This is a genomic window from Acetobacter sp. AAB5, from assembly GCF_050106715.1.
Classification (GTDB): Bacteria; Pseudomonadota; Alphaproteobacteria; order Acetobacterales; family Acetobacteraceae; genus Acetobacter; species Acetobacter oryzifermentans.
The window spans coordinates 1-25,761 of sequence record NZ_JBNIEW010000015.1; the positions used below are offsets into that span (position 1 = coordinate 1).

Here is a 25,761-nt window from a genome sequence, read left to right on the forward strand (position 1 = left end):
GCAGTTCATCCGCAACCTGCTTAAGCTGCTCAACCGAGAGATTGCGCAGGTCCGCCGGATACTCAACCCGGTCCAGCGCAGGAAAACGCCCTAACGTCGGAATCGGTGAAGTGTGGGGCTGATTGGTCATGAGTTCAGTTTTTCCGTTCGATCACATAATAGGCCAGATCACGCAGACGATCTGCCTGTGCGCCAAAGGGTTCCAGATCGGCAATGGCTTCTTCTGTTACGCGCAGCGCTTCTGCTTTAGCACCTTCAATACCGAGCAGGGCCACGAAGGTGGACTTGCCAGAGGCTTCATCCTTACCTGCGGTCTTGCCCAATTCTTCTGCCGTGGCTGTTGCGTCCAGAACGTCATCTGCAATCTGGAAGGCTGCGCCAATATTTGCGCCATAGGAGCGCAGGCGGCGGCGCAGATCAGGAGATGCCTGCCCCAAAATAGCGCCAGATTCTGCAGAATAACGGATTAGGCAGCCGGTTTTAAGTGCGTGGAGATGGCGGACTTCTGCAAGAGGGAGTGCGCGGCCTTCACCTTCCATATCGATCATCTGGCCGCCCACCATGCCAGCAGCGCCAGACGCTTCGGCAAAAGCGGAAATCAGATCAATACGCACGTTTGCATCCGCATGGGTCTGGCTGGCGGCCAGAATTTCGAATGCTTTGGTCTGAAGGGCATCTCCAGCCAGAATGGCTGTGGCTTCATCAAACTTGCGGTGTGTCGAAGGCTGGCCCCGCCGCATATCATCATCATCCATGGCTGGAAGATCATCATGTACGAGGGAGTAAGCGTGCAGCATTTCAACAGAGGCAGCGACGCGTGCGGACTGGCTTTCTGGAACGCCAAAAAGGCTGGCCGTTACAATGGCAAGATAACCACGTAACCGCTTGCCTCCCCCAAGTGTCGCGTAGCGCATGGCTTCGATCAGCCGCGCATCGCCTCCTGTCGTAGGGGGAAGCAAAGTATCAATCGTGTGTTCAATGACACGGGCGCGCGCACCCATATCCTGCTTAAGCAGGGCGCCATTATCTGATGCACGATTGATAGAAGGGTGTGTCGGGTTTGTCATCGACATCTCAGTCCATAGGTTTCATGTTCAGCGTTCCATCAGAACGCTGCACGATCGCCTGCACGCGGGCTTCAGCCTCGCTAAGCTTGGCCTCACAATGTTGCCGTAGGGCAGCCCCGCGTTCATAGGCCGTTATTGCATCTTCCAGCTTTAGCTGCCCACCTTCCAAGCCGCGCACAATTTTTTCCAGCTCGGAAAGCGCATCTTCGAAAGACAGTGATTTGATGTTGTCCGACATGGCGCGGGGGTTCCTATCCGTCATGAGGGGCAGGCAATAGCCCGATATGCAGGGGTCTGCCAAGTCTTGGGTGGTGTGTGGCAGGCAGGATTTTTTTAGTTTGGCTTGTTTGCAGGCGCGCTGGCGCGGCATTTTACGGTAAAACAGAATACGCTGTTTTCATCCGTAAAAGCGATAAGGGCATGGCCGGTCTCACGGCAGAATACCTGAAAATCGGTTATGGAAGCGCGGTCTGTTGCTAATATTCGAAGCCGCTCTCCTGGTTGCATGGTTCGGAGAACACGGTTGGCCTTGAGCACGGGAAGTGGACAATTAAGCCCGCGTGCGTCAAGAACAGTTTCATTCATCTTGGCTGGTTCCTGCCGTAAGGGGTTGGTGGCATGTTGTTTGCAAAGTGTGCCACTTTCTTTTGCAACAGGAAACATTCTGTTAAAAGTTTAATAAAAACAGCAGGTTAAAAGTATGTCGGACTACCGTCTGGGAATCGATATTGGGGGCACCAAGATCGAAATCGTCGCTCTTGATGCCGAAGGGCAGGTGGTTTTGCGGCATCGTGTTAGCAACCCTGGCACGTATCAGGGCTTGCTAAATGACGTGAAAAAATTGGTTGATGATGCGCATAGCCGCACAAATCCGTATGCCACTGTTGGGGTTGGCATTCCCGGTGCTGTAGATGCGCATACCCGCCTTGTAAAAAATGCGAATGCGACATGGCTGAACGGTCAACCTTTTGCAGATGATTTGCAGGATGTTTTAGGGTTTCCCGTTCGTGTTGAAAATGATGCCAACTGCTTTGCTTTATCGGAAGCAACAGATGGAGCCGCAGCCGGACGCCATGTGGTGTTTGGTGTGATTCTTGGTTCCGGCATGGGCGGCGGTATTATTGTTGATGGCAAGCCCTTAAAAGGCTTGCATGATATTGCCGGAGAATGGGGGCACACACCTTTGCCGTGGGTGAGGGAAGATGAGTTCCCCATGCCAAAATGTTTTTGTGGCAATTCGGGTTGTCTGGAGCGTTTTCTATGCGGGCCAGCTTTGGCCGAAGCTTGGAAAGGGCCGGGGAACCGCAGCGTGCAGGGTATTGAGGATGCGGCCGCCGCTGGTGATGTTGCAGCCCAACGCGCCTTGGATTTGTATGTAGATAGGCTGGGCCGCGCCTGCGCTCTTATCGTGAATATTATTGATCCGGATGCAATTGTTCTGGGCGGCGGGGTTTCAAACCTGAACTGCCTGTATGAACGTGTGCCGGATGTTATGAAGCGCTATGTGATTACGCCTGAGTGCAAGACAGAGTTGTTGAAAAACAAGCACGGTGACAGCTCAGGCGTAAGAGGTGCTGCTTGGCTTTGGGGTTAAAAAGGCCGCAGACCGTGTAGAAACTATGCGGTCTGCGTATTGATGCGGTCTGGACGAAACCCGGTTGCAACCACGTAAAGTTCGCTGGAATCTTTACGGCTTGCAGGCGGTTTGGCGTGCCGAACCTGCGTAAAGGCCTGTTTCATGGTGTTGAGCATGGCTTTTTCGGAGCCTCCCTGAAACACCTTAGCAACAAATCCACCGCCTTCTGCCAGAATATCAAAAGCAAAGTGTAAGGCTTCTTCTGCTAACCCAATAATCCGCACATGGTCTGTTGGGGCGTGGCCCGTTGTATTGGGGGCCATGTCAGAGACAACCAGATCAGCTTTGCCGCCCAGCATGGAAATAAGGCGTGCATCCATTTCTGGGTCTGTAAAATCGCCTTCAATAATTTCTGCACCGGTTACGGGTTCCACGGGCAGAAGATCTACCCCTACAACTTGCGCCGCGCCGCGTTTAACCAGAACCTGAGTCCATCCACCGGGGGCTGCGCCAAGGTCTACAATGCGCATGCCAGGGCGAATAAGGTGGAAGCGATCATCAAGTTCAATCAGCTTGAACGCCGCGCGCGAACGCCAGCCCTGTTTATGTGCGGCTTGCACGTAAGGATCATTCAATTGCCGAGAGAGCCAGCGTTGCTGGGCTGTCGTGCGGCCTCGTGCTGTGCGTAATGAAACCGATTGCGCACGCATTTTTTGCGGAGCATCAGAATCGTTTTGCACTAAACGGCTGCCGGGTGTTGCGCTGCTCTTGCGGGCACGGCCAGGCACGCGCAACGTTGAGCTGCCAGTGGGGAGGTTTTTCTTTTCAGTCATAAGCCTGTTGCCTGCATGGAGTGGCGAAGGTGAGGGGGAATAGATAAAGACGCACGATTGCGGCGAGAAGCCATACCCGATTTGCCGCGGATCATACGCAAAACCATGCCATCGCGCAGCCCTCTGTCTGCAACAATAATATCTTCTACTGGCCAGACATCATGAATGGCCTCAAAGATGGCACAGCCGGGCAAAACAAAAGGTGCACGATCCGGGCCAATGCATGGGTGGCGGGCAATGCCATCAGCACCCATTTTTTGCAAAGTACGCACAGCCAATCTGGCGCTGGATGCCGGGAGAAGGGAGCCATCTACAGCTGCACGTGCATAGCGCGGCAAATTTAAGATAAGGCTGGCAAGTGTTGTGACTGTACCGCTGGTACCTATCAGGCGTGTTTGTTTGCGTCTGATTTCCGGTTTGATTCGATAGACGTTCTCAAATTCACGCAGATGGTGGCGCGTATGCTCCACCATTTTACGGTAAGCCCGATCATCCGTGCTGTATGCGTGGCCAAACTGCTCGGAAAGTGTGATGACGCCAACCGGCAAGCTGAGATAGCCGATGAGTTCTTCTGTCTGACGCGTGGAATCTGTGCGCACCCATGCAATTTCGGTTGAACCGCCGCCAATATCAAACAGTAAAGCCCGATTGCGGGGTGGCCCAAAGCGTGGGTTGTGTAGCAGATTGGCGCAGCTTTCTACCGCAAGGCAGGCTTCTTCCCGCCCGGAAATGATCTTGATATCAAATCCCGTTTGCTGGTGAACCTGCTGAAGAAAGGTTTGTCCGTTTTCTGCGCGTCGGCATGCTTCTGTCGCCACAGCGCGAATTTCTCGAACAGGCCATCTGCTTAAACGTTCTGCGCATGTTTGCAGTGCTTCCATAGTGCGTTCCATGGCAGCTTTATGCAGTTTTCCGGTGTGATGCAGGCCTTCTCCAAGCCGCACCATACGGCTATAACTATCTACAACCCTAAATCCACCTGCTGTTTGGGTTGCAACCATTAAGCGGCAGTTATTTGTTCCCAGATCGAGCGCGGCAAAAAGATCTTCCTCTCCACTATAGGGTGGAGAGGCCGACACAAATCTGCCAGACCGGCCGGTCCAGGAGGGGGGACGATCCATCTGTCCGGTCCTTAAACAAGAGGTTAAACCATATTGTTTCTTATTTTGGGCTCTCACGCGCAGGGAGCAAGACAAATATGTGACAAAATGAAAATTCTTTTGGAAAAAGGGGTTGCGCGCTCTGAAGTGGAATGCTAGATGAGCCTCACCGAACGGGAACGCTCTTTAAGAGCTTCTGTAAGGCCCAGTTTGCTGGGGGATAGTTTAGCGGTAGAACTACCGGCTCTGACCCGGTCAGCCCTGGTTCGAATCCAGGTCCCCCAGCCAATCTCTCCTGAAAAAATAAGTATTTATATCAAGTAATAGTTCTCAATACCAATATCCGTTGGTGTTGCGATCCTACTTGTTTTCTAAGTAATGTTTGAGAACAGACAGAAATTTCATCCAGAAAAACAAAATAACTCTCTTGTTTTTCTGTGCATGATGCTGTGTTTGGATATGCAGTATTCATTGGTTTTTGTGCAGTTTTAAATTAAATATTTAATAAACATAAGATGTATAATTAAGCTGTTAGATATCTATATAATTATAAATATAGTTAAAAGATAAAATAATGTGATCCGGATCAAAGACGCTTCAGTGAGGGAAATGTAGATAACCTTCATTCGGTTTTTTAATAAAACATCAGGGTGGTTTACATGGCCTTGGGGCGCAGAGAGTTTTTGCGGAATACTGGCGCATGTGTGGCGGGTGCCAGTGCTGTTGCGCTTGGTTTTGTGTCGCCAGTTAAAGCTTTGGCGCAAGAAACGCGCCAGTACAAGCTGCTGCGTGCCAAGGAAACCCGCAACAACTGCACTTATTGTTCGGTTGGGTGCGGGTTGCTTATGTATTCATTGGGGGATGGCGCTAAAAATGCCAAGCCCAGCATCTTTCATATTGAAGGTGATCCAGACCATCCCGTCAGCCGTGGTTCTTTGTGCCCAAAAGGTGCGGGGTTGGTGGATTTCATTCACAGTGAAACACGCCTGCAATATCCTTCTTACCGTGCCCCCGGAAGCCGAGAGTGGAAGCGCATAAGCTGGCAAGAAGCGACTGACCGCATTGCCCGCCTTTTAAAGGATGATCGGGATAAGAATTTTATTCAGCGGAATGAAAAAGGTGAATTGGTTAACCGCTGGCTGAGCACAGGTATGCTGGCATCTTCTGCCGCCAGTAATGAAACCGGACTGCTGGATTTTAAGTTTGCGCGGGCGTTGGGTATTCTGGGGCTGGATTGTCAGGCACGGCTTTGTCATGCGCCTACGGTTTCTGCATTGGGTGCCAGCTTTGGCCGTGGCGCAATGACCAACAATTGGGTGGATATCAAAAACGCCAATGTTGTTCTGATTATGGGCGGCAACCCAGCAGAGGCGCATCCTGTTGGTTTTAAATGGGTTATGGAAGCCAAAACCCGTAATGGTGCCCAGGTTATGGTGGTTGATCCACGGTTTAACCGAAGTGCAGCCGTTGCAGATTTTTATGCGCCAATTCGTGCGGGTTCTGATGCCGCTTTTATGTTGGGTGTTATCAATTATCTGCTGACGCACGATAAAATTCAGCATGAATATGTAAAAGCCTACACAAACGCCGCGTTGATAGTGCGTGAAGACTTTCAGTTTCATGAAGGTCTGTTCACGGGGTATGATGCTGCTACGCGCAGCTACAATACAACTTCGTGGGATTACGAGCGCGATGAACAAGGGTTTGTCAAGCAGGACCCAACATTCCAGAATCCACGTTGTGTTCTAAATCTTTTACGCAACTATACTAGCCGCTATACGCCAGAGCTTGTTTCCCAGATTACGGGCACGCCGGAAAAAGATTTTCTGCATGTATGTGAAACACTGGCATCTACGAGTGTGCCAGATCGTACGTCTACGTTCCTGTTCGCTCTGGGTTGGACCCATCACACCAACGGATCTCAGATCATTCGTGCGGCATCTATGGTGCAAATGCTGTTGGGTAACGTGGGGATGCCCGGTGGCGGCCTGAATGCTCTGCGTGGGCATTCCAACATTCAGGGTTATACGGACCTTGGGCTGCTTTCAACGCGTCTGCCTGGGTATATGAATCTGCCTAAAGACAACCAGCAAACATTGGATGCCTACCTGCTGGCGGTTACTCCAAAAGCGGATGAGCCCAAGGAGGTTAATTATTGGCATAATGCGCCCAAGTTTTTTGTAAGCCTGATGAAAACCCTATGGGGGGATCACGCTACAGCTTCCAATAACTGGGGGTATGATTGGCTGCCAAAGTGGGACCGCAGTTACGATATGCTGGCCTATTTTGAACGTATGCAGCAAGGCAAGGTCAACGGTTACATTGCGCAGGGCTTTAACCCGCTTGCTGCCATGCCGGATAAAAACCGTATGCGTGATGGCTTAGCTAAATTGCGTTTCCTTGTAACAATTGATCCGCTGGATACAGAAACATCCAATTTCTGGCAGAACGAGGGTGTTTACAATGATGTAAGGCCTGAAGATATCCAGACAGAAGTTTTCCGCCTGCCTTCTTCCTGTTTTGCAGAAGAAAATGGTTCGGTGGTGAATTCTGCACGTTGGCTGCAGTGGCATTACGCAGGCACGCTCCCACCGGGAGAGGCGTGGAATGATGGACGCATTCTGGGCACCATCTTTACCAAGTTGCGCGCTTTGTACGCGAAGGAAGGGGGGATATGCCCAGAACCCGTTCTAAATATGCAGTGGAACTACAAAGACCCGGAAGATCCTACGCCAGAGGAAGTGGCGCAGGAAGCTAATGGTTATGCGTTGGCAGATATTCAGGATGCCACAGGCAAGGTGGTTGTCAGAAAAGGGGAACTGCTGCCTGATTTTTCTGTGCTGAAAGATGATGGCACAACAGCCAGCTATTGCTGGGTATTTGCTGGTTCATGGACAGAGGCTGGCAACCAGATGGCGCGGCGCGATAATACGGATACAGGCCTGGGCAATACACCGGGTTGGGCATGGGCTTGGCCTGCAAACAGGCGCTTGCTTTACAACCGTGCATCGTTGGACCCACAGGGCCGCCCGTGGGACCCGCGCCGCAAGATTATTGAATGGAATGGCCAGCGTTGGGGCGGGGCAGATGTGCCTGATTATCCGCTTACATCTCCGCCGGGTAGCGGTGTTGGGCCATTTATTATGCAAAGTGAAGGTGTAAGCCGTCTGTTTGCGGGGGCATCGTTGGTAGATGGGCCTTTCCCCGAACATTATGAGCCAACAGAAAGCCCGGTACTGGCGCCAGCGTTGGGGAGCAAAGTGCGGCACAACCCAGTGGCCCGACAATTTGCAGATGAAATACCGCGTATGGGCAACCCTTCAGAGTTTCCGTATGTGGCCACAACTTATTCCATTACAGAGCTGTTTCGGCATTGGACAAAGCATTCACATCTAAACGCCATTATGCAGCCAGAGCAGTTTGTGGAAATAGGGGAACGTCTTGCTGGCAAACTTGGCATTGCTGCGGGTGATACGGTGCGCGTGTCTTCTCGCCGTGGGTATATCGAGGCCAAGGCAGTAGTCACCAAGCGGCTTAAACGCCTGAATGTGATGGGGCAGGAAGTCGATCAGGTTGGGGTGCCCTGCCATTGGGGCTTTAAGGGCGCCACACGTAAAGGCTTTTTAGCCAATACGCTGACACCAGCCATGGGCGATGCAAACTCTCAAACCCCAGAGTTCAAGGCCTTCCTTGTTAATGTTGAAAAAGTCTGAGGTGCGCTGATGAGCATGCAGTCACAGGACATCATTCGCCGTTCCGCCACCAATGGGCTTACACCATCACCTCAGGCGCGACGGCATGAGCAGGAAGTTGCCAAACTAATTGACGTTTCTCTCTGCACGGGGTGCAAGGGGTGCCAGGTTGCCTGTTCGGAATGGAATGATCTGAGGGACGAGGTTGGTCACAACGTAGGGGTGTATGACAACCCCGCCGACCTAACAGCAGAAACATGGACCGTCATTCGCTTTGATGAAGTGGAGGATGAGGGGGGCAAGCTGGAATGGTTGCTGCGCAAGGAAGGATGTATGCACTGTGAGGACCCGGGCTGCCTGAAGGCCTGCCCAAGCCCGGGTGCTATTTTGCAGTTTGCCAACGGCATTGTGGATTTTCAGTCTGAACAATGCATTGGTTGTGGGTATTGTATTGCGGGGTGCCCGTTTGATATTCCGCGTATCAATACAAAAGATAACAAGGCTTATAAATGCACTTTATGCGCAGATAGGGTTGCTGTAGGGCAGGAACCTGCTTGCGTAAAAACCTGCCCGACCGGCGCTATATCTTTTGGTTCCAAGGCAGACATGAAAGATCTGGCCGCAACGCGTGTGGAAGATCTTAAAAGTCGTGGGCATGAAGGTGCAGGATTGTATGATCCGCCGGGCGTAGGCGGTACACACGTTATGTACGTGCTGACCCATGCCGATAATCCAACCCTTTATCACAGGCTGCCAGCCGAACCTCATATCAGCCCGGTTGTGCGTGGCTGGAAGGAATGGCTGAAACCGGTTGGTGCGCTTGGCTTTGTTGCCACGTTGGCAGGTGCTTTTGCGCATTACATGGCCGTTGGCCCCAATACCACGGATGAAACATTGCCGAAGGTTTCTGAACAGGAACGGGTGGCGGCAGATGAAAAGCCGGACCAGAACGGGAGTGATGCGTAATGGATACCAAAAATCTTATTCTGCGCACAAAGTTTATGGATCGGCTTTGCCATTGGACAATGGTTGCCTGTTTTTTTCTGGTCGCGCTTTCTGGAATCTCGTGGTTTTTTCCTAGCCTGAACTGGCTTGGGTATGTGCTTGGGCCACCACAGATGGCGCGGTTGCTACACCCGTTTCTTGGTATAACAGTATTTGTATTGCTGATGTGTATGTGCGTGCGCTTTGTGCACCACAACCTGTTTGTGCGCACAGATATCACGTGGTTTCGCCATATTGTTGATGTGCTGATGAACAAGCATGGTGAGAAATTACAGATCGGCAAATACAATGCAGGCCAGAAGATATTGTTCTGGGGCATTATGTCACTTATCAGCCTGCTTCTGGTAAGTGGGTTAATAATCTGGCGCGCCTATTTTGCTATGTATTTTCCCATCCCTGTAGTGCGGCTGGCTTTGCTGGCGCATTCTGTTGCAGGGCTTGGGCTTATTCTGTTGGTGTTGGGGCATATCTATATGGGCATATGGGTGCGGGGTTCTATTGGCGGTATGATTACAGGCTACGTATCGCGTGCGTGGGCACGGCAGCATCATGATAGGTGGTATGAAGATGAAGTATTGCCCGCTGAAACATCTTCTGCAAAGCGGCCACATTGATGCGTGCTGAAACCGATATTGTTCCGCTGGATAAACGCACGCCGGGCGTGCAGGCTATTGAGCCACTGATTTTTCCGGTGCTGGAAGCCGTATATACCCGCAGGGAAAAACGGCTACGTCTGCTGGCAGAGCAACTGGGTGAGGCAGAGGGAGGATATTTTAAATTTCTTTCTCATCTTGTTGTGGCACAGCAGCAGATTTTGAAACATATGCCGCTGAGTGTGGCAGATGTTTCTGTTATTCGTGCTTTGCCAAAACAGGGATATGATCAAGATCAGCTTGAAAAGTTGTTGCTGGCAATACCATACTGGCAACAGGCGTTTTTATTTTTGGTACAGCAAGTAAAGTCTGTTGTTCCAGAAGAAACACGCATAATGTTGGAAAGCTACAGGCAGGATATACCGGCTTTAAAAAAGTCCGCCGTCCACCTGTTGCGCGGGAATTATACGCAGGTTGATGCCGGGTTGGCCGTTATACTATGGGCCGCTTTATCTGTTTCTTGGGCGCAGGCTGTTGGGCAGGACCAGAGATATATTCAGCAGACACAACCTGTTGGAGAGGCCAGATTATGCCCTTGTTGTGGTGCCCAGCCGGTAGCCAGCCTTGTATTGGGCGGAGACCGTGAGGGGTTACGTTACCTTCAGTGCAGTTTGTGTGAGACACGTTGGCACAGAGTGCGTGGCATCTGCGTGGAATGTGGTGCATCTGCTCATGTTGAACACTGGACATTTGAAGATTTAAAAGCCCCGGTTCAAATCGAAAGCTGTGGAGATTGCAAAACATATCTGAAGGTTTTTCGGTTGGATTATAAGCCGGATCTGGATGCCGTTGCAGATGATCTGGATAGCTTTGCTTTGGATACAGCCGTAGAACAGCAGGGGTTTTCGCGCGCAGGTTTGAATCCGTTCTCATTTCCGGGATAATGGCTGTATGGTTGGTTCTTTATTAGCCTCAGCTACTCCAGAACAAAAATGCACAGCACCAGATATGGTGGGGTATGATGAGGCACAAGCACTTCTTGCCGCTTGCATGCAAAACATACCATTACTTCCAATAGAGTTTGTATCTATTGCGCAGGCAGATGGGCGTATTCTTGCAGAGGATGTAAGGGCCGTGATGCCTCGCCCAGAAGCTGATATTTCAGCAATGGATGGGTATGCCTTCCGTTGTGCTGATATGGAAAAAGCGGGGAACACAGGCCTGCCTCTTGCTGGGCAAATAGCGGCGGGGGATACTCCACCCCCCTTGGGTCAAGATGTTGCGTGCAGCATTCTTACGGGGGCACGCCTTCCTGTAGGGGCTGATTGTGTTGTGGCGCAGGAACGCGCATCCATAACGGATGGACGTGTACATCTGCGGGAACAGAACGCCCGAAGTGGTTTGAACATTCGGCGGAAGGGGGAGGAGTTCTGTAAAGGTGATATGCTGCTCGAACACGGCCAAAAACTGGATTGGCGGCATTTACCTATATTGGCGCACCAAGGTAAGGAACAGGTAGCTGTATATAAACGCCCCAAAATGTGTGTTGTGGCCAACGGAGCAGAATTTGGCGCAACAGCAACAGATTACCGAACGGAGCTGAATACACAGTTATTAGCAGCAATGCTGCAAAGTAAAGGTGCATTGGTGACGCGTTATGTATGTGGCTCAGACAGTGCGAAAGATTTACATAAACTCCTTTATCAGTGCGTGCAGGAAGCTGATATTCTTATCACCACAGGCGGTATTTCTGTTGGGCAGACTGATCATGTTTTGTCTGTCCTTAAACAGATGGGGGCTAAATGTCTTTTTCGACGTGTTAAAATACGTCCCGGCAAGCCCATGACAGTCATGCAGTTCGGCCAGAAAATGGTATTCTGTCTGCCCGGCAATCCAGGGGCGGCAGCTATATGTGCGCAACTGTTTGTTGTGCCATTTTTGCGTTGTCTGGCGGGTGAAAAACAGGAGGAAAATGCAAGTATAGCAACAGAAGGCCAAAGCCGTTTTTCTTATGCTGCGGCAACAGATACAACCTGTTTTCTGCCAGTGCATTTTACAGAAAATAAAGGAGAAAACCTTATTAGCCTTGTGCCGTCTGTTGGGGCCTCTGATATTCTTTGTCTCACACGGGCTACCGGTTTTGTGAAAGTCTCGGCTGGTGAAACTCTACAGGTGGGGGATATGTGTCAGATGATACGTTTTACAGATTAGTTTGGTAATTTAAACGCATAAGCGTGCGCACGAATATATGCTGTAATAGCCATCGTATCATTCAGATCTAGAACAGTAAGATTGTTTGGAATATTTGGTATGTTGGAATTGTCAGATGCCACAGCAATAACTCCCGGCGTTTGCGGGAATAAAGGGGTTTTCCCTATGGCGGGTCTCCATACTTCCATGCATGTAGGTATCGTTGCATGAAAGCCTTCTATCAGTACCAGATCTACCGGTTCCATACGCTGGAGCAAATCAGCTATAGTGGGGAGGGTATTGCATTCATGCTGAAGCACCCATCGTTCAGGGGTAGCTAGCATTACTTCCGTAGCGCCATTTTGCCTGTGTACAAACGTATCTTTACCGGGTTTGTCCATATCTACACCATGATGCGTGTGCTTGATTGTTGAGACGCGCAAACCAAGATGACAAAAAGCAGGAAGCAACCGTGATATTAAATGCGTTTTACCGGCCCCACTGCGGCCGATAATGCCAAAAATAAGCTGCGTACGTTGAGAAGCCATGTTTGCAAAACCAGTAAGACATATAAAAATCCTTTAGATTTTAGAATGTGTAAAAAGTAAAAACTAGAATCAACAAGAAAGATATTTTCCAAAAGGGTGGAATGGGCATGAAAATAGCCGGACTGGTGTTGGCAGGCGGACAGGCGCGCCGAATGCATGGGCAGGATAAGGCATTTTTGGATACAGGGAATGGCTTTTCTCTAGATCGTGTTTTTGCACGGTTGCTGCAGGAATGCAGCGCCGTAGCTATTAGCGCTAATGGTGATTTTGCACGCTTTAGTGCCTGGCAATGCCCTGTTTTGCCAGACAGCATACATAATGTAGGGCCATTAGCTGGGGTGTTAAGCGGGTTGGAATGGGCAGAAAAGTGCGGTTACGATACGCTCATAACAATACCGGTGGATACGCCGTTTATTCCTGTAGGGCTTGTGGCTGCACTTGTGCCAGCCCCTTCGTATGCCTGTTGTGGAGAGCAATCTCATCCATTGGTGGCTGCATGGCCTGTTTCTGCCAAGCCAGTGTTGGCAGCACAGTTATCTTTTCTAACGGCGGAGAATAAAAAGCATCAAACACGTGTGCGTACACTTGCCCATGTTTTGAAGGCACGCGCTGTAGATTTTCCTCTGATAGAGGGAATGGATCCTTTTATGAATATCAACACGCCTGAAGATCTTATGCATGCGCAAAAATCTTACGCTTCTGTGCGTAACGTTGATACCGCAGGAGGGCATGGGTAATGGCAGAAGATATATCCTTTCCTGTAGCGCTTCCGTATGAAGCAGAGCGAATAAGCTGGCCGCAAGGGCATGAAAGCGCAGTTGTGACACGAGAGCACAACACGCTTATGGTTGCAGAGGAAACACCTCTCGCGTTGATATATAATGGTATTGATTATGCGGTAATGATGATAACACCGCATGATGTATATGATTTTATTGTAGGGTTTTCTTTTACAGAAGATGTTATTTCTTCCGATGCAGATTTACGACAAATAAAAATAACAGCACAGTCTGATAGCTTGCGGGCTGATGTGCGCGTAAATGCAGAATCCTTGCGCAGGGTGTTGGCACGCACGCGCCGCCCGATAGCAGGGCGGACAGGATGCGGGATTTGTGGTGCCGATATGGAAAGCATAACAAACCGTAAAAGATGTGGTGTAATAGGGCAGGAGCCGGATGCAAACGCAATCCATAAAGCATTGGAAAACTTACGAAACCATCAGGTTTTGAATAAAGGCGTTGGTATGCTGCATGCTGCCGCGTGGTGTTTGCCTAATGGGCATATTGTGCATATGCGAGAGGACGTTGGCCGCCATAATGCCTTGGATAAGCTGATAGGGTATGGGCTCAGGCATCAACTAGATTTCACGCAGGGATTTTGTTTTTTAACGAGCCGCTGTTCTTATGAGATGGCAGCAAAAGCTGTTGCTGCTGGCATGTCCGCCGTGGTGTCTCTTTCTGCACCTACCGCGCTTGCTGTGCGTACCGCGCGTGCCGCAGGATTGGTGTTGATTTCTCCAGCACGTGCAACCGGCATGTATATGGTTTCTCCTGCCCCACAGGATCAAGAAAGTATCTAGCGGGGCAGGAGAGTTGCAGGCTTACACTAAACCTTCTGCTTTAAGGGCAGCCTGTGTGGCTGGGCGGTTGAACACTTTATCTCGTAATGCGCGTGCTTTGGGGTAAGCGGCAAGATCAATATCCAAAGGGGCGGCCCAGCTTAAAATCACGGCCATAAGGGCATCTGGCTGGCTAAACCCAGCAGGAAGTAAATAGTCTGTGCCATTGCTTTCCAACAATTGTTCAAGTTGTTCCAACCGCCGGGTTACTGTTTTTTGGCAAAGTGCGCGTGTGGTATCAGGCAGATCAGGGGTGAAAAGCATACCAAAAGCACTATGCACATCTTCACAAAAACCCAGAGCTTCCAGCAGACGTGAGCGATCTAATGAGCCTTCTGCTGGCCGGAAGGCGGCAATATCAGAAAGGTTGCCAATATAGGGTAGAATAGCCACGTTTTGAGTAAGCACTACGCCGGGTGAAATTTCGATGGCAGGAACAGCACCACGTGGGTTGATCTTAAGATAATCTCGGCCATCTTCCAATGTCTTGGTTTTCAGGTTTACTTTTTCCAGACCGAAGGGCAGGCGTGTTTCATTTAAAATAATATGCGATGCTAAAGAGCAGGCACCCGGAGTGTAATATAATTTTATCATAGTGTTTTTGTCCTTTTTATCGAGTTTATGTCACGCGGAATTTGGCTTCAGCATATTAACGGCTGTTTTTGCTCAGCGTTCACCTTCTTATTTCGAATTATCATGAACGCCTCATATGTTGCGTGAAAGCCTTCGGTTTTTCAGGCTCTTGCGGAACACCAGCGATATTGATACAGAGGCTCCGTTCATTGGGGAGTAGCCACCCTCTGTTGTAGAGGGGTCTTCGTCAACACACTTGGCCAGCAGGCCATGGCGGAGACAGCGTTTTAGAAAAAACGCCCAGCAAGACCAACGGCATCATTGCCTCAACTGTGGCCGGGGGCGGTGCGTGCTGTTTTGCGTTTTGCGGCCCTTGGACAAGCTCATGACTGGTATTTTCACACTTGGCGTTTTGGGGCTTTCCCTTTCTGTGGATGCTTTTGCTGCTGCGGTTGGCAAGGGGGCCAGTGCTAAACACGCACGTTGGAATGATGCCCTGCGTATTGGTGCCGTGTTCGGGTTTTTTGAGGCCATTACCCCTGTTGTAGGTTGGGTGCTGGGGTTAGCTTTAAGCACGTGGATTGCCGCAGTAGACCATTGGATAGCTTTTGCACTGCTCTGCGGTATTGGTGGCAACATGATCCGCTTGGCAATGAAAGATACATCAGAAGAAGCGACTGAAGTTGAACAGCCCAAAGCTGTAAGCCGTGGCGTGTTGGGGTTGGTTGGAACGGCTTTGGCAACCAGCATAGATGCAACAGCGGTAGGGGTGAGCTTGGGCGTTATGCAGGTGAATATTTTATCGGCCTGCTTGGTTATTGGTGCCGTTACCACGGTTATGGCAACGGCAGGGGTTATGCTAGGGCGGCATGCCAGCGTGTGGATTGGCCGCTATGCAGAAATCTGTGGTGGGATAGCGCTTATGCTTATTGGCTGCTCTATCCTATACACACATCTTACCTCTGCTGCTGGGTAAGATAAAAAATTAGCCGACAGCAGCCGCAGCGGCACGGATACCTGCCGCTGCCATACCCGCTGTAAGCCGGGAGGTTTGATCAATATCAACCAAAGGGTTGCGCGCAATATACAGCAACCCTTCCAGAGCTGTTGTTAAAACAGCGGCTGCAATAAAATCCATGCGTTCGGGAGATGTGTTTTTCATGGGGACCAGCCTGAGCAGGTTCTGCTTCAGGTCATCCAGCATTTCCCGTGTTTCACTCATATTAAAGAGCTTGGCTCTGATATGGTGCTGATTCAGCTCCAGAAAATGCGGAGCACCATGAATGCTGAGAAGTTCCCGAAAAGCTGCACACTGACTTTTCTGGAGCATTGCATCCAGATCATCTTCCTCGCTTCGTGCCTGGCGTGCTGCGCCTCTTACGCGCTGCGCAACTTTTACGAGGATAATATCAAAAATGGCTTCTTTGGTTTTGTAATAATTATAGAAACTGCCGGGAGAGACATTGCTAAGAGCAACAATATCTCTAACCGTCGCTGCATCTAAGCCAATGCCAGAAAAAACTTTCCATGCCGCGCTTTCAAAGGCGTCTTGCTTGAATGCGCGTGTCATTTCGCGTTTTTGAGAAGCGCGATAGGACTTTTTGGGTCTGGTTGTTGTTGGTTTAGCCTTGGTAACGGGCTTTTGCGGGTGTTCCGTCAATTTTTTACAAACTCCAGTGTCCTTCTCGCTCTTTGTTTACAGTAAAATTCCTCCGTCTGAAAGCGGCAATAAAATAAGATTAAAAAAAGAGATATTTTTTAATACATCGTATGGGGGAGTGTAATATTTCCATCAATCAAAAAACCAACATGAAAAGAAATAAAAAAACAAAAAACATTACAAATTAAGCATTAAATTGATATATTATTTTCATTAATTATTTTAATTCTTACAATTGGTTTGTATTTAAATAACTGTTTCCAGTCATGATCCATTTTATGGTGTTCATCAAAAAAGAGGCGGTCGTTAGGGTTTGGTGCCTGCATCGTTGCAGCCTTCTTGTCCGGAATTGAGTGTTGAAAATGCGTTTTGTGGAAAACCATAAAAAATGAATAATATGTCAAATTATCATTTTTAAAATACAGCACTATTTTGGTTCTTATTTTCTTTATGAATAGGAACTATTTCCGAAAAATAATTTTTAATGAAAATTATTTGCAAGAAAAATAATTTAAATAAGAAGATGTTTTCATCAATTTAAAGTTGACGGATTATTCGATTTTTGTCTTCCTGCACAAAGCGCATTACGGTTCACGCATGTGTTTCAGAAATCTGTTCCGTAAATGTGCGTTGCATGCGCATGGCCACTTTAAAATGGCCACGGGGTCGGGAGAGAACCTACATGACTATAAAGCTGCACGACATGACACAGGTCATGCAGGATACAACACGTAGAGGTGTTGGGAGTTCTCGATGGCAAAGACCTGTTTACAAACACTTTTTGCCGCCTTGTAACCACGCCTGTCCTGCGGGGGAGGATATTCAAGGTTGGTTGGCGCATGCACAGGCTGGAGATTACGAAAAAGCATGGCACGCACTTACAGAAAATAACCCGATGCCAGCAGTACACGGCAGAGCCTGCTACCATCCGTGCGAAGGTGGCTGTAACCGGGGAAATTTGGATGATGCGGTTTCCATTCATGCTGTAGAGCGCTTTTTAGGTGATTTAGCAGTGCAGCATGGTTGGCGTTTTCAGTCTGCTCCATCCACGGGCAAAAAGGTGCTGATTATAGGCAGTGGGCCAGCAGGGCTTTCCTGCGCTTATCATCTTGCCAGATTGGGGCATCAGGTTGAAATACGTGAAGCCGCAGCAGAGCCGGGTGGGATGATGATGCACGGCATCCCGGCCTACAGATTGCCGAGGCAACCTCTGAAAGATGAAATTGCCAGAATAACGTCTATGCCGGGTGTTACGCTGCGATGTGGTGTGCGGGTTGATGATATTTCTCAAGCGCGTCAGCAAGGCGGGTTTGATGCCGTGTTTGTGGCCGTAGGGGCCCAGTTAGCCAACCATCTGAATATTCCCGCAACGGATGGTAAAAAACTGGTGGATGCCGTGAGCTTGCTGGATGATGTGAGCAAAGGTGAAAAGCCCCAGTTGGGCCGCAGCGTTGCTATTGTTGGCGGAGGTAACGTGGCAATGGATGCCGCCCGTACAGCAGAACGTTTGGGCGCCAAAGATGCGGTTCTAATTTTCCGTTATGACCCCAAGCACATGGAAGCCCTGCCGAGCGAAGCAGATGCAGCCTTTGCAGAAGGGGTTAAAATTGAATGGTTAAGCGTTGCAGACCATTTTGGTGCAGATGGGGTCACGGTTGAAAAAGTGACCATGAACCCAGATGGCAGCATCACCCCAACGGGGCAGACAACACATTTGCCAGCGGATGCAGTGGTTATGGCCGTTGGAGAGCATAGTGATCTGGCTTTGCTTAAAACAGCCCCAGCTATCACCATAAGTAAAAATGATACGGTTGCTGTAGATGCCTCAACGCTCATGACTGGGCAGGATGGCATTTTTGCCGGCGGAGATTGCATAGGTGGCGCACGCACCATGACAACCGCAACAGGCCACGGCAAGCTTGCAGCACGTGCCATAGATGCTTATTTGGCCGGGCGTCATTATGTGCACCCTGCGGCACACCCGCTTGTCTCATTCGATATGCTGCACCTGCCAGATTACGCGCAGGCAGACCGAAGCAAGCAGCCCGAGCGCCCCTTAACGGAACGGGCCGGGTTTGACGAAATATTCGCCGGGTTGGATGAAAAAACAGCACGTTATGAAGCCGGTAGATGCCTTTCCTGTGGCAATTGTTTTGAATGCGACAATTGTTATGCCTCTTGCCCCGAACAAGCCATTACGCGGCTAGGAGTGGGGAAGGGATATGCGGTTGCCATGGACCTGTGTACCGGCTGCGCAGTTTGTGCAGAACAGTGCCCCTGCCATGCCATTGAGATGGACCCTGAACCAGTAGAGGCCACGCCAACAAAGGGAAGTTTAGGTGAGCTAATTATGCCTACACGCTTCAAGGTGCGTGCATAAAATGGAGAATGTCATGGCCGAACAACTCCAGACAATGGATGGCAATACATCTGTTGCGCATATTGCTTATCGTGTGAACGAAGTTTGCGCGATTTACCCCATTACGCCGTCTTCCCCTATGGCAGAACTAGCAGATACGTGGTCTGACCAAGGCGTGCAGAATATCTGGGGAGAAGTGCCCGTTGTGCAGGAAATGCAGGCAGAAGGCGGCGCTGCCGGGTGTGTGCATGGTGCTTTGCAAACCGGGGCACTCACCACAACCTTTACGGCCTCTCAGGGCCTTATGCTCATGCTGCCCAACATGTTCAAAATTGCAGGTGAGCTCACATCAACTGTGTTCTATGTGGCAGCGCGTGCATTAGCTGCGGGTGCTTCTTCTATTTTTGGTGATCATCAGGATATCATGGCAGCCCGTACAACAGGGTTTGCTATGCTGGGTGCGGGGTCTGTGCAGGAATCTCACGATCTGGCGCTGGTTGCACAGGCAGCCACTTTGGCTGCACGTATTCCTTTTATCCATTTTGCAGATGGCTTCCGCACTTCGCACGAATACAACAGCCTTTCTGTGGTGTCGGATAATGTTATCCGCCAGATGATAGATGATCGGCTGGTGCATGCGCATCGGCAAAGGGCGCTTAACCCGGAACATCCGTTTATCCGCGGGACGTGGCAAAACCCAGATACCTATTTCCAAACCAGAGAAGCGGTTAATCCATTTTACGAACGTGTGCCTGCCATTGTGCAGGAAGCCATGGATAAGTTTGCATCGCTAACAGGCCGCCAATACGATCTGTTTTATTACACAGGTGCGCCAGATGCAGAACGTGTGGTTATTTCCATGGGGTCTGGTTCGGAAGTGGTGCGGGAAACTGCAAAATGGCTGAACGCGCATGGCGAAAAAGTGGGGGCGTTGCAGGTGCGCCTGTTCCGGCCATTTTCTGCGGAGCATTTTTTAAAAGCCTTGCCAGCAAGTGTAAAATTCATTGCTGTGCTGGATCGGACAAAAGAGCCCGGCGCCCCTATGGAGCCTTTGCATGCAGATATTGTGAGCGTGCTGGCAGAAGGGGTAGGGAATGGCCAGTTCTCGCATATGCCGCGCGTAATTGGTGGGCGCTATGGGCTTTCCTCGCGTGATTTCAGCCCGGGCATGGCGCGAGCCGTTTTTGATGAATTGAAGAAGCCCACACCCAAAAACCATTTTACGGTGGGGATTATTGATGACGTTTCCCATACTCATCTGGAATATGATGAAACTTTTGACATAGAACCAGAAAGCACAGTGCGCTGCCTGTTTTATGGCCTTGGTGCGGATGGCACAGTTGGGGCTAATAAGAACAGTGTTAAAATTCTAAGCGAAAAACCGGGCTGGTATGCTCAGGCTTATTTTGATTATGATTCCCACAAGTCTGGGGCAGAAACAGCATCTCATCTGCGCTTTGGCAAATCTCCCATTCAGGCACCTTACCTTATCCGGCATGCTGACTTTGTAGCCTGCCATAAGTTCGATTTTCTGTTTCGGCGCGATATTTTGGGCGCGGCTAATAATGGAGCTACTTTTCTGCTGAACAGCCCCTACGCGGCAGATAAGGTTTGGGAGCAGCTGCCGCGTAAAGTGCAGGATCAGATCGTTCATAAAAAGCTGCGGTTTTTTGTGATTGATGCCTCAGACGTTGCGCTTAAGCTTGGCTTGGGGCCACGCGTTAATACTATTTTGCAAACATGCTTCTTCCATCTCTCCAACGTTTTGCCATCTGATGAAGCCATTACAGAAATTAAAAAGTCTATTCAGAAAACATATGGCGCAAAGGGTGATAGCATTGTGCAGCTTAACTTCCGTGCAGTAGATGCCGCTGTAGCGGCGCTGCATGAAGTTGCTGTGCCAGCCAAGGCCGATGGCACATTGCCCATGCCGCCGGTTGTGCCTCCATCAGCGCCATTGTTTGTGCAGCAGGTGACCGCAGAAATTATGGCGGGCAGGGGCGAGAGTATTCCTGTAAGTCATATTCCGGCAGATGGCACTTTCCCCGGTGGGACAACGCAGTACGAAAAGCGAAATATTGCCGTAGAAGTGCCAATCTGGAACCCGGATACATGTATCCAGTGCGGCCAGTGTAGTATTGTATGCCCTCATAGTGTCATTCGTGCCAAAACTTACGAAGACAAGGATCTGACAGGCGCTCCAGCAAGATTCAAATCAGCTCCGGTGAATGCCCGTGGTTACCCAGATGCCCGCTTTACACTCCAGTTTTATGTGGAGGACTGCACAGGCTGTGGTGTGTGTGTTGAAAACTGCCCGGAAATCAGCCCAGATGGTAAAACGCGTGCCATCAACATGGGAGAAAAATTGCCTATTCTGGAACAGGAACGTGGGAATATTGCGTTTTTTGAACATCTTCCAGAAGTAAACCGGGCAGCCATTAACGAAGCCAACGTACGCGGCGTGCAGTTTTTGGAACCTCTATTCGAATTCAGTGGAGCATGCGCAGGATGTGGTGAAACACCTTACCTGAAACTGATCTCCCAACTGTTTGGAGATAGGTTGCAGATTGCCAATGCCACAGGTTGTTCATCCATTTATGCGGGCAATACACCCGCACATGCATGGAAAGCCAATGCACAGGGGCGCGGGGTTGCGTGGTCGAACTCGTTGTTTGAAGACAATGCAGAATTTGGCCTTGGCTTTCGTCTGGCCGCAGATAAGCAGGAATCTTTGGCTCGGCAGTTGTTGCAAAAACAGGCTCAGGTAGTGGGGCAGGATCTGGCAACGGCTATCCTGAATGCGCCCCAGATAACAGAAAGTGAATTTGCGCTGCAGCGTGAGCGTGTAGGCGCGCTGCGTAGCAAGTTAGAGGGTGTAAACACACCTGATGCCGCCATGTTACTTTCTGTGGCAGATTTTCTGATCCGACGTTCTATCTGGATTGTTGGAGGCGATGGCTGGGCGTACGATATTGATTACGGCGGCCTAGACCATGTGTTGGCTCAAGGGCGTAATGTAAACGTGATTGTGCTGGATACGGAGGTGTACTCCAACACGGGCGGGCAATCCTCCAAGGCAACGCCTTTGGGGGCTGCAGCTAAATTTGCTGCTGCCGGCAAACGTGTGCCGCGGAAGGATCTGGCCTTGCAGACCATTGCTTACGGCAATGTGTATGTGGCCCAGATTGCACTAGGGGCTAATCCAGAGCAGGCTATTATCGCAATGCGAGAAGCAGAAGCGTATGAAGGGCCATCTCTTATTCTGGCGTATTCGCAGTGTATTGCTCATGGCATAGATATGCGCACGGGTATGAAGCAACAGGCTCGTGCCGTGGCATCAGGGTATTGGCCGTTGTTCCGGTTTGACCCCACCATGCGCAAAAGTGGGCTTAATCCGTTCCGGCTTGATTCAACCCGCCCACGTATTCCATTGGAAGATTATGCGTATCGGGAACTGCGCTACAAAACGCTTACTCGTACGCACCCACAAAGTGCCGCGCATTTGTTGCATCAGGCGCAGGCGGCAGCCAGCGAGCGTTACCGGATTTACGAAGATATGGCCGCCCGTGATGGCAGCCGCTTCCTTCCGCATTGGGAAGATGTGAACTGAGGCGATACGGGAGCATTATGGTCATGGATATTCGTACACACTATCTTGGGCTGGAATTGGCTCATCCCGTTGTGGCTTCTGCATCTCCGTTAACGGCAGATTTGGAAGGTATTTTGCGAGTGGCAGATGCCGGGGCTTCTGCCATTGTTATGGCCTCTGTGTTTGAGGAGGACATTCGGGCGCAGGAACTGGCAGAAGCTGCTCTGTGGGAAACGGGAGAAAACTCTCACCCAGAAGCGGCAGGGTATTTTCCTGTCATGCCTCATGCTTCTCCGCTGGATGGAAGGCTGGCTGTGTTGCGCAGTGCGTCAGAAAGGGCGGGCGTGCCTATTATTGCCAGCCTGAATGGTTGCACACCAGCGGGCTGGCTGCGTTTTGCCAAGGATATGGAGCAGGCGGGGGCTGCTGCAATAGAGCTGAACTTCTGGCATGTTCCAACCAATCCGGATGAAACAGGCGCGCAGGTGGAAGAACGTTGCATACAGATATTACGGGATGTACGAGCGCAGGTTAAGGTTCCGGTCAGCGTTAAGCTTTCTCCCTTTTTCAGCTCACTAGGCAATATGGTGAAGCGACTATCGGAAAACGGAGCGGAAGGTATTGTTCTGTTCAACAGTTTTTATGAGCCGGGGTTGCGTTCCTTAACAGATAGCGCAGAGGTGGATTTTATTCCCAGTTCTGCTTACGAATTACGGCTTCCGCTGATGTGGGCCGCGCTGCTTTCAGAACATTGTCAGGCTGATTTGGCCATTTCTGGTGGCGTGCATTCCGGCACGGATGTTGCCAAATGCCTGCTGGCTGGGGCTGATGTAGCACTGGTGACATCCGTGCTGTTGCAGCAGGGGCCAAGCTATATCTCAACCCTTCTGGAAGAACTGCGTGAATGGATGTCTGTGCAGAAACTGGGGGCTGTAAAGGAATTTAAAGGGCGCATGGCAGCCAGAGGCACAGCAACCCAAGCTGAAGATTTTTTGCGCACGCAGTATAGGCACATTTTATCTGCTCATTTCACCGATATTGCCGGATAATTGTGAAGATGAATGATATGCACAAGATCCTTCCCAGCAAGACGCAAACTTCACAATATACGCATGATACTGCGGAAATGCCGGGCAGTTCAGCGCCAACCAGCCATCAGGCATTTGAGCAATTGGTCTCACGCGCTGTTCAATTGCCGGGGCAGGTGCCTGTCGGTATTGTCTGGCCGTGTGAACAACATGCCCTTGAAGGCGCTATGGATGCGGCACAACGGAATATTATAGAGCCTGTCTTGATAGGTGATAAAAGCGCAATCGTATCTGTGGCACAGGCAAGTGGTATTGCATTGGATAAGGCTGTTTTTATTGATGCCACAACACCAGCAGAAGCTGCCCAGAAAGCAACGGCTTTGGTAAGGGAAGGGCGCGTAAAAGCGTTAATGAAAGGCAGCCTGCATACAGATGTTTTTATGCATGCAATTGTTGAGGCCGAGAGTGGTTTACGCACCAACAGGCGTATTAGCCATGTTTTTGTATTGGCTGTACCCGGGTATAAAGATTTACTGTTTGTAACAGATGCAGCCATCAATATTTTCCCGGATCTGGATGTAAAGCGCGATATTGTTCAAAATGCGATAGACCTACACAACGGGTTGGGTTTGGGTGCCCCACGCGTTGCTATTCTTTCTGCGGTGGAAACGGTTAATTCCAAAATACCCGGAACAGTTGATGCCGCATGTTTATGCAAGATGGCAGAGCGCGGGCAAATACAAGGGGGTGTTCTGGACGGCCCCTTAGCGATGGATAACGCCGTAAGTATTGAGGCCGCAAAAATAAAAAACATTGTTTCACCCGTAGCAGGACGTGCGCAAATTCTGGTGGCCCCGGATCTGGAATCCGGTAATATGCTGGCAAAAAACATGATTTTTATGTCTGGCGCAGATTCCGCAGGCATTGTTCTGGGGGCAGCCGTTCCCGTATTACTCACCAGTCGAGCAAACAGTGTACAGGCGCGTCTGGCTTCCATAGCCATTGGGGCGCTTTATGCTCATCATCTTGCCGGTGGGCAGGGCTGAACGTCGCCTTATAACAAGGAAAAGTATCCGTGCAGGATGTAGTTGTTGTTTTTAATAGTGGTTCTTCAAGCCTGAAGCTGACGATTTACGCTTTTTCAGGCACGCGAGATCCGCAGGTTCTACTGCATGGAGAAATTGAGGAGTTTCCTGATTATTCTCAGTTTACAGCCAAAGATGCGGAGGGGAAGCTTCTTGCTCAGGAAAAATGGCAGGAAACGGGATTGCATATTTTCAGCCATCTTTTCCATTGGTTTGAGCAATATTCCGGCCAAGGGCAGGTAAGGGCTGTAGGGCATCGGATTGTGCATGGCGGGGCAGAATTTCTGCAACCCGTTAAAATTACGCTGGATACGCTTAAGCAATTAGATAAACTTACACCGTTTGATCCGCTGCATCAGGCGGCCACGTTGGCTCCTGCAAAAGCTATTTTTGAAAAGCGTCCTGATATTTTGCAGGTGGCCTGTTTTGATACCACCTTTCATCAAACTATTCCGGAAATGGCGCGCCTGTTACCGCTTCCGCGCCGTTATGCAGATCATGGTATTCGCCGTTACGGGTTTCATGGCATTTCATACAGCTATATTGCGGGCCAATTGGCAGAGGTTGATCCTGAACTGGCGCAGGGGCGTACTATTATTGCGCATCTGGGAAGTGGCGCCAGCTTGTGTGCATTGCGGGCAGGCAAAAGTTTGGAAACAACCATGGGGTTTTCTGCTCTGGATGGGTTGATGATGGGCACGCGCTGCGGGGCGATAGATCCGGGCGCATTGCTTTACATGGTTCAATCTGAAAAAGCGGATTGGAAAACTCTGGTCAGCACGCTTTATCATCAATCGGGGCTTTTGGGAGTTTCGGGCATATCGTCCGATATGCGTATTTTGCGTGCAACATTGGCGCAAAGTCAGGATGCCGTGCAGCGTAAGAATATTTCAGAAGCGCTCGGGCTGTTTGTGTATAGGATTGTGCAGGAAATTGGGGCATTAACTGCCATTATGGGTGGTTTGGACGGCATAGTTTTTACCGCAGGTATTGGTGAGCATGATCAGAATTTGCGTACCGATGTGTGCGAGGCGCTGGCATGGATGGGTGTGCAGATTGATGAAACCGCCAATGCCGCCCATGCGCAGGTTATCAGCGGAGCAGGTAGTAAAATAAAAGTTCGCGTCATACCTACAAATGAAGAACTACAAATCTACCGCAGTGTTCTTCCTTTTCTTGATTCAGGAAAATAGATTTAAATATATTTCTGATTTAGAGAAATAAATTTCCGTAGAATTTTTTATA

22 protein-coding genes, 1 tRNA gene and 1 riboswitch are annotated in these 25,761 nt (G+C 50.1%); of the genes, 15 read left to right on the plus strand and 8 right to left on the minus strand.

Annotated features, from left to right (window positions below):
* Positions 1-134 precede the first annotated feature (134 nt).
* The 3 genes from ACP7IZ_RS12170 to ACP7IZ_RS12180 form a co-directional block, all read right to left on the minus strand.
* Positions 135-1,073: a polyprenyl synthetase family protein gene (locus ACP7IZ_RS12170; protein ID WP_426849436.1), complete on the minus strand. Its 939-nt coding sequence runs from the start codon at positions 1,071-1,073 to the stop codon at positions 135-137.
* A gap of 1 nt (position 1,074) precedes the next feature.
* A complete protein-coding gene (locus ACP7IZ_RS12175; RefSeq protein ID WP_003630879.1) occupies positions 1,075-1,329 on the minus strand; it encodes an exodeoxyribonuclease VII small subunit in 255 nt (84 codons plus the stop codon).
* A 71-nt stretch (positions 1,330-1,400) separates the two neighbouring features.
* The gene (locus ACP7IZ_RS12180) at positions 1,401-1,652 is read right to left on the minus strand and encodes a sulfurtransferase TusA family protein (RefSeq protein ID WP_003625422.1); all 252 of its coding nucleotides are present in this window, start codon (positions 1,650-1,652) and stop codon (positions 1,401-1,403) included.
* A 115-nt stretch (positions 1,653-1,767) separates the two neighbouring features.
* Here ACP7IZ_RS12180 and ACP7IZ_RS12185 point away from each other — a divergent pair, with 115 nt between their 5' ends.
* Entirely contained in the window at positions 1,768-2,661 is an 894-nt protein-coding gene (locus ACP7IZ_RS12185; protein WP_426849438.1) for an ROK family protein, read from the plus strand.
* 23 nt (positions 2,662-2,684) lie between these two features.
* Here ACP7IZ_RS12185 and ACP7IZ_RS12190 read toward each other — a convergent pair whose 3' ends face one another.
* Together ACP7IZ_RS12190 and ACP7IZ_RS12195 are read right to left on the minus strand one after the other, a co-directional pair.
* Entirely contained in the window at positions 2,685-3,476 is a 792-nt protein-coding gene (locus ACP7IZ_RS12190) for an RlmE family RNA methyltransferase (protein ID WP_426849440.1), read from the minus strand.
* Positions 3,473-4,597: a Ppx/GppA phosphatase family protein gene (locus tag ACP7IZ_RS12195; protein WP_426849442.1), complete on the minus strand. Its 1,125-nt coding sequence runs from the start codon at positions 4,595-4,597 to the stop codon at positions 3,473-3,475. The genes ACP7IZ_RS12190 and ACP7IZ_RS12195 overlap by 4 nt, the downstream gene beginning before the upstream one ends.
* A gap of 193 nt (positions 4,598-4,790) precedes the next feature.
* Here ACP7IZ_RS12195 and ACP7IZ_RS12200 point away from each other — a divergent pair.
* From ACP7IZ_RS12200 to ACP7IZ_RS12225, 6 genes are all read left to right on the plus strand, one after another.
* Positions 4,791-4,864: transfer RNA gene (locus tag ACP7IZ_RS12200), tRNA-Gln, on the plus strand.
* 371 nt (positions 4,865-5,235) lie between these two features.
* Positions 5,236-8,289: a formate dehydrogenase-N subunit alpha gene (gene fdnG / locus ACP7IZ_RS12205; protein ID WP_426849443.1), complete on the plus strand. Its 3,054-nt coding sequence runs from the start codon at positions 5,236-5,238 to the stop codon at positions 8,287-8,289.
* 9 nt (positions 8,290-8,298) lie between these two features.
* Positions 8,299-9,234: a formate dehydrogenase subunit beta gene (gene fdxH, locus ACP7IZ_RS12210; protein WP_426849445.1), complete on the plus strand. Its 936-nt coding sequence runs from the start codon at positions 8,299-8,301 to the stop codon at positions 9,232-9,234.
* Positions 9,234-9,887 (plus strand): formate dehydrogenase subunit gamma, encoded by a 654-nt coding sequence (locus ACP7IZ_RS12215; protein WP_426849447.1) that lies wholly within the window; start codon positions 9,234-9,236, stop codon positions 9,885-9,887. The genes fdxH and ACP7IZ_RS12215 overlap by 1 nt, the downstream gene beginning before the upstream one ends.
* Positions 9,887-10,810 carry a formate dehydrogenase accessory protein FdhE gene (gene fdhE / locus ACP7IZ_RS12220; RefSeq protein ID WP_426849448.1) on the plus strand — a complete coding sequence of 308 codons (924 nt, stop codon included), beginning with the start codon at positions 9,887-9,889 and terminating at the stop codon, positions 10,808-10,810. Before ACP7IZ_RS12215 ends, fdhE begins: the two co-directional genes overlap by 1 nt.
* Before the next feature lie 7 nt (positions 10,811-10,817).
* Complete coding sequence (locus ACP7IZ_RS12225; RefSeq protein ID WP_426849449.1) at positions 10,818-12,077, plus strand: molybdopterin molybdotransferase MoeA; 1,260 nt, start codon at positions 10,818-10,820, stop codon at positions 12,075-12,077.
* Here the strand turns inward: ACP7IZ_RS12225 and mobB are convergent.
* Positions 12,074-12,604, minus strand: a complete 531-nt coding sequence (mobB, locus tag ACP7IZ_RS12230) for a molybdopterin-guanine dinucleotide biosynthesis protein B (protein ID WP_426849451.1) — start codon at positions 12,602-12,604, stop codon at positions 12,074-12,076. The genes ACP7IZ_RS12225 and mobB overlap by 4 nt on opposite strands.
* A gap of 107 nt (positions 12,605-12,711) precedes the next feature.
* Here mobB and mobA point away from each other — a divergent pair, with 107 nt between their 5' ends.
* Together mobA and fdhD are read left to right on the plus strand one after the other, a co-directional pair.
* A complete protein-coding gene (gene mobA, locus ACP7IZ_RS12235) occupies positions 12,712-13,341 on the plus strand; it encodes a molybdenum cofactor guanylyltransferase (protein WP_426849453.1) in 630 nt (209 codons plus the stop codon).
* Positions 13,341-14,183 carry a formate dehydrogenase accessory sulfurtransferase FdhD gene (fdhD, locus tag ACP7IZ_RS12240; protein ID WP_426849455.1) on the plus strand — a complete coding sequence of 281 codons (843 nt, stop codon included), beginning with the start codon at positions 13,341-13,343 and terminating at the stop codon, positions 14,181-14,183. Before mobA ends, fdhD begins: the two co-directional genes overlap by 1 nt.
* A 21-nt stretch (positions 14,184-14,204) precedes the next feature.
* Here the strand turns inward: fdhD and ACP7IZ_RS12245 are convergent, their stop codons facing one another.
* Entirely contained in the window at positions 14,205-14,816 is a 612-nt protein-coding gene (locus ACP7IZ_RS12245; protein ID WP_426849457.1) for a glutathione S-transferase family protein, read from the minus strand.
* Positions 14,817-14,994: 178 nt separating this feature from the next.
* A riboswitch (yybP-ykoY riboswitch) is annotated at positions 14,995-15,174 on the plus strand.
* A 6-nt stretch (positions 15,175-15,180) separates the two neighbouring features.
* On the opposite strand from ACP7IZ_RS12245, the gene ACP7IZ_RS12250 reads away from it, so the two are divergent.
* Entirely contained in the window at positions 15,181-15,771 is a 591-nt protein-coding gene (locus ACP7IZ_RS12250; protein WP_426849458.1) for a manganese efflux pump MntP family protein, read from the plus strand.
* 9 nt (positions 15,772-15,780) lie between these two features.
* Here ACP7IZ_RS12250 and ACP7IZ_RS12255 read toward each other — a convergent pair whose 3' ends face one another.
* Positions 15,781-16,455 (minus strand): TetR/AcrR family transcriptional regulator, encoded by a 675-nt coding sequence (locus ACP7IZ_RS12255; RefSeq protein WP_426849459.1) that lies wholly within the window; start codon positions 16,453-16,455, stop codon positions 15,781-15,783.
* A 682-nt stretch (positions 16,456-17,137) separates the two neighbouring features.
* On the opposite strand from ACP7IZ_RS12255, the gene ACP7IZ_RS12260 reads away from it, so the two are divergent.
* Genes ACP7IZ_RS12260 through ACP7IZ_RS12280 form a run of 5 tightly spaced genes read left to right on the plus strand, consistent with a single transcriptional unit; the run spans position 17,138 to position 25,709 of the window.
* A complete protein-coding gene (locus ACP7IZ_RS12260; protein ID WP_426849460.1) occupies positions 17,138-18,835 on the plus strand; it encodes an NAD(P)-binding protein in 1,698 nt (565 codons plus the stop codon).
* A gap of 1 nt (position 18,836) precedes the next feature.
* Positions 18,837-22,424: a pyruvate:ferredoxin (flavodoxin) oxidoreductase gene (gene nifJ / locus ACP7IZ_RS12265; RefSeq protein WP_426849462.1), complete on the plus strand. Its 3,588-nt coding sequence runs from the start codon at positions 18,837-18,839 to the stop codon at positions 22,422-22,424.
* Between the two features lie 17 nt (positions 22,425-22,441).
* Positions 22,442-23,452, plus strand: coding sequence for a dihydroorotate dehydrogenase-like protein (locus ACP7IZ_RS12270; protein ID WP_426849464.1), 1,011 nt, complete (start codon positions 22,442-22,444; stop codon positions 23,450-23,452).
* Between the two features lie 8 nt (positions 23,453-23,460).
* A complete protein-coding gene (locus tag ACP7IZ_RS12275) occupies positions 23,461-24,477 on the plus strand; it encodes a bifunctional enoyl-CoA hydratase/phosphate acetyltransferase (protein ID WP_426849466.1) in 1,017 nt (338 codons plus the stop codon).
* Positions 24,478-24,506: 29 nt separating this feature from the next.
* Entirely contained in the window at positions 24,507-25,709 is a 1,203-nt protein-coding gene (locus ACP7IZ_RS12280) for an acetate/propionate family kinase (protein WP_426849468.1), read from the plus strand.
* Positions 25,710-25,761 lie beyond the last annotated feature (52 nt).